3 protein-coding genes are annotated in these 5084 nt (G+C 48.8%); all 3 read right to left on the bottom strand.

The features are described from left to right. Positions 1-755, bottom strand: a 755-nt coding sequence (locus tag AC1DWB_RS31135; RefSeq protein ID WP_477544975.1) for a response regulator, incomplete at its 3' end; no start/stop codon positions are given. Continuing rightward, positions 755-2485, bottom strand: coding sequence for a sensor histidine kinase (locus AC1DWB_RS31130; protein ID WP_477544974.1), 1731 nt, complete (start codon positions 2483-2485; stop codon positions 755-757). The genes AC1DWB_RS31130 and AC1DWB_RS31135, both read right to left, overlap by 1 nt. A 157-nt stretch (positions 2486-2642) precedes the next feature. Continuing rightward, positions 2643-5084, bottom strand: a 2442-nt coding sequence (locus tag AC1DWB_RS31125) for an immunoglobulin-like domain-containing protein (RefSeq protein WP_477544973.1), incomplete at its 5' end; no start/stop codon positions are given.

The raw sequence follows: 5084 nt of genomic DNA, 5'->3' as shown, positions 1-5084 counted from the left end.
GCTTCATTGGCTGCATGAATTTCCGATAATGCCTCCACGCCCTGCTCGAATAGAATAAAGTCCACATCTGCTTGATCCAAGTCTACACGGTACTGTTCTTGCGCTGATATGACCATCTCTTTAAACCCGTGCAACGACAAAGCTTTCCTAAGCTGATAAACCGCCGTATTGAGGTACACCTCCGCATTTTTAAGAGGCATCTCCGGGAAAATATCTTCCAAAACTCGGATTTTGGCTACACTTCGGCCTCGATTAACGAGCAAGTATGCGAATAACTCCATACTTTTCTTGGAGATCCATTTCACTGCACCCTCTTGCTTGCTGCTGGCCTCGAAGCAACCCAGTCCCCGAGCCGTCAGCCGATTAGGTGTGAGGTCGCCAACTTCAGAAGAAGCGCTRTGTCTGCTAGCCGCTCTAGTGATAGTCTGAGCCAGGCGCTTTCTGGAGATCGGTTTAACCATATAGTCCAATGGATAAACATCGTAAGCTTCAATCGCAAAAGCTGAATGGGAGGTTGTAAACACGATGTCAAGATCAGCACGAATCGAACGCAAGCTGCGGGCCAGCTCTAATCCATCGTCCGCAGCGATCTTGATATCCAAGAATGCGAGATCCACTTCGCTGACCCGAACGAAGTCCAGCACCTCTATCGCATTCTGGAAGCTTCCAACAAGCTCCACGTCTTCTATATTCGATAGCAGTCGATTCATAGCCAACAGCATGGCAGGCTCATCGTCAACTATGAGTACTTTCATCACTCTGTTCCGCCTCTCATGGTGAAGTGAAATACACTTCCTTGCCCTACCTTGCTTTCCGCCCATAAACTTCCGCCGCTTAGTTGTACGAACTGCCGGCTTACGAGCAGCCCTAGTCCCGCGCCCTTCTCTCCCAAAGTGCCCGCCAATGAGTTGAGCTGCTTACCAGCAAATAGCTGACGAACCTGCTCCTCTTCCATACCCACCCCATTATCGCGGACGGAAACGGTAACCATTTCCCCTGATAACTGGGCATGCACATAGATCGAACCGCCCAGACCTGTAAATTTGATGGCGTTAGATAACAAATTGCGGATAATTAATCCAACAGCTTCTCGGTCAGCATACACCCGAGTGCCTAAGGCAATCGTATGATTCACCTTTATATGTTTAGCCTCACTTTTTATATGTAGCATATGACAGCATTCCTCCACAACCTCAGACAACTCCAGTACCTGTGGACGAAGTGCCATGTCTTCCCGCTGGCTGCGGAACCACTCTAATAGATTATTAGCCATTCCAAGTGTATTACGAATCTGGTCACCTAGCGTCTCAATGATTTCCCGATGATCAGGTTCGAATCTGTCTCTGTCTTCTTCTAGTAATTCAACGAGTTGAAACTGCAACGCCAGTGGACTACGAATATCATGCGACACGATCGTAAACAGCTGATCCTTCAGCTGGTTGAGCTGTGCAATCTGCTCCAGATGCCGCTCTTTCTCCGTAATATCAACAATAAGAGAAATGCTGCCCTGCCCCTGCTTACGCAGTATACGTAACGGATATACGTTCACGCTGTATATTTTTCTTTCTCCATCCAGCCAGATATCAATCTCTACACGTCCCTGTTGCATAGACTTGCATAACTTATGCCATTCCGGCCAAGGCTCCAAAAGTTCCGCCATATTCCGACCAGCAATAGCTGCATAGCCCATCTCCGAAAACCATTGGGAAGCTTGTATATTGCTGTCGATGATCTTTCCTGAAGCATTCGCTATCATAATACTTTCCTGAATCGTATCGAGCACAATATTCCTAGCAATCGGAACGGTAGAGAAAAACTTAATCCGCAGCATAATCTCCAGCATCAATGTACCTGTAAATCCACAGTAAACCGACAACGGAAGCAGCCAGGACGACCAGTCGGGATTCATGAGTTTGACAATCTCAAGAACAAGCGGAAATGTACTCAGAAACAGAACCCACATCCCCGGCTTACGAAAATCGTTACGAATGTTCTGTATATACTGAAATAGAAAATAAAGACATACAGCCACAACGAAGTAACAAGTGACCGAGAAAGTGACTGAATAGAAGGTCCTCGTCGTCATTAAATGTCCGTTATCGAGCTCAATCGTGCGATAGATCACATGAAGCTCGGGATCCAACCACGACAGCAGCGACCAGAGAGCGAATATCGTGAACAACATGATCTTCCAACGAGGCTTTAATAGTTTGTCGCGACCGATCAACTGATAAACGAATAGGAGAAAGAAAGGTACGATTAAATTAAGCGCCGTACTCTGAATATTGCGAAAAACCAGCTTATCCATTAATAGATCGCTGCTTTTCTCCAGAATGATACTGCTTGAGTAAATCATCCGGCACACGATCAATCCGATGAGATAACCTACTCCACGTTCTCTTCTAAACCCATATACCGAGAATAAAATGATGCCCGTCATGATTACTGAAGCAATCATCAAGACAAGCTCTATAGTGGAATCCATGATGTAGTTCCTTTTAGGTTTGACGTTTCTCTCAATTCTCTCAATATAGTATACGAAACTATGGAGTGCAAGGTGAGTCATTCCAGATTTCGACAAAAAAGGCTGACCCGTATGTCAATAAGAATGACATACGGGCCAGCCAGAATCTACGCTTGTGTTAATGTAGAACTTTCCAGAGCCGCAAAAGCACGACGGCGGCTTCGGCTCTTGTTGTTAGTCCATCCGGAACAAATTGATTGCCTTCCCGGCCAACTAGAAGCCCGTACCTACGGGTATTTTCAACATATGCTTTGGCCCAGGCTGGAATGCGTGCATCATCAGAAAAAGATGTGCTTTCCACATTGTCAGCCTCCCATTTCATTATCTTGGAGACCATCGCCGCCATTTCTGTCCGGATCACCGTATGGTGTGGCCGCAATGTCCCGTCTGGATATCCTTCGAGAGTTCCCTTGGCTACTGCTGTCTGGATCGCCAGCCGCGCCCACACCGGGATGCTAATCTCGTCGCTGAAAGGCATAGCGCTCGCTCCGTTACTTATATCGATTTGTAGGGTTCGTAGCAACATGACTGCAAACTCCGTCCTTGTTACGTAGCCATCCGGCACCATGGTTTGGGCATCTATTCCCTCCACGATACCCAGCCCTGCCGCTTCGCAAATATCCGGTTTAGCCCAGTGGTTCTGGATATCCGTAAATGCACATACAAGAGCAGGTGGAGCTGTATTCTCACTCGCGGCCTTACGATTAACCGTTATGGTATACGTCTTGAAGGTTCCATCCTCGGCTTGAACTGTAATGACCAGCACGTTGGTACCCATCGCCAAAGGAACGGTTATCGTCTCACCAATGCGTTCGTCCAACCATTTAACAATCGCCTTGGAATGAGCAGGAACCAACTGCAGCTCGACCTGCTCAGCGTCTGTCTCTGCTGTGTACTCCATCGTCCCGGGCGTGTATGCAGGGGATAATCCTAGCACCTTACCCGATGTATATATGTTTAATTGAGCTAGATCTGCAATCCTTGATTGGGTTACACTCGGTTGTCCGCCGCTGCTTGTTGAATCCTGAAGATGCTCAACATTCACTGTCCGTACACGCTCTGCCGCTGCATTGCCCGAGCTATCCTGTACCTTGTACACCAGCGTATAGGTACCCGCACTCTCGCTGTATACCGAACCTGTGACCGTAATTTGACTCGTCAGATTTCCATCGAATCGATCCACGGCTGTAGCCCCTGGATCGAGGAATGGAGTGCCCTGCCTAATAGACAGGGAGCTTTCACCCAATAAGGTAATCACAGGCGGCACGGTATCCTTGACTTGAACGGTGCGGACAACATCAGGTGCCCGATTCCCCGCGCGGTCCGTAACACTATAGCTGAGCGTATAGGCGCCAAGCAGATTCGTATACACCGAGCCGCTTACCGTAATCTGGGCGGTTAAGTCGCCATCCACCACATCCAGGGCGGTCGCGCCGGGATCGGTAAAGATGCTTCCAGCCTCTACCTGCATCGGGTTGGGACCTAGAATAGTAATCAAAGGCATATCGCTATCCACTACATTTACCGTGCGGGTGGTGGCCGCCGTATTCCCTGCTGCATCGCTCACCCGGTACGTCAGCGTATAAGTGCCAACTAGATTCGTATTCACTGAGCCACTAACCATAATCTGGCCAGTTAAGTCGCCATCCACCATATCCTGTGCCGTTGCACCGGGATCGGTAAATGTGCTTCCTACCGCAATCTGCATGGGATTGCTTCCGTTCAACGTAATAAGCGGCGCTGTCGTATCCACGACAGCAAACGTTAAGGATTTCAGCTGTTCATGACCCGCAACGGTATCTTTCACCGTTATGTCAATGGTGTATGTTCCTACTGTGTAGATGCTCTCATCGAGCACGGTAGACAAGTTAAATGACTGATCACCGCTTGTGGCATTGGTAGCGTACACATCTTGGGTTACCGTATAGTTGGAAGCATTCTTTATCGTATAACTGACCACCAGGGGCTCGCCGATACTGCTGTCCCGGACATAACCGGAGACCGTAAGCTGGTTAACCCCCGGTTTAGTGGAATAGGTCGGTGAAAGTGGACCAACCCGAAGTGTAGGGGAAAAAGCTTTCAAATAAGGGTAACTCACCCCTGGTTGAATTCCCCAAATCGCCGGGTTCCATCCCACGTAAGTTGCCATTTGTTTCATGGCGCTCTTACTAACTGCCCCGCCCGTTCCAGTTGTCCCGCCAATGGTCTGTAGACCGTGAAGATTATCGCTCAAGTTCCAATAGGAGCTTGTGATAACTAGGATGCCGATGATTGTATCCCTTCCGACCAAGCCGCCTACAGAACCTGTGCCAGGGCTCATTATTCCCGTTGCATAACTGTTAATAACAGTAGTACCATAGGCAGAGCCTACCAACCCGCCAATAGAGGCATTACTAACGGCCGTCACATCACCTGTTGCATAGCTGTTGAGAATACTCTCCGTGGTAGCATGACCAACCAGCCCACCGGCAGACCCGGATCCGGTGTTCGACACATCGCCTGTTGCATAGCTTTGGTCGATTGTAGCCCCACTCGTTGTAAGTCCGACTAATCCCCCTAC

This window comes from Paenibacillus sp. P4_E11 (assembly GCF_056401635.1).
Note: the sequence above shows the minus strand (reverse complement) of the source record. Positions and strands in the feature narration are given on the sequence as shown.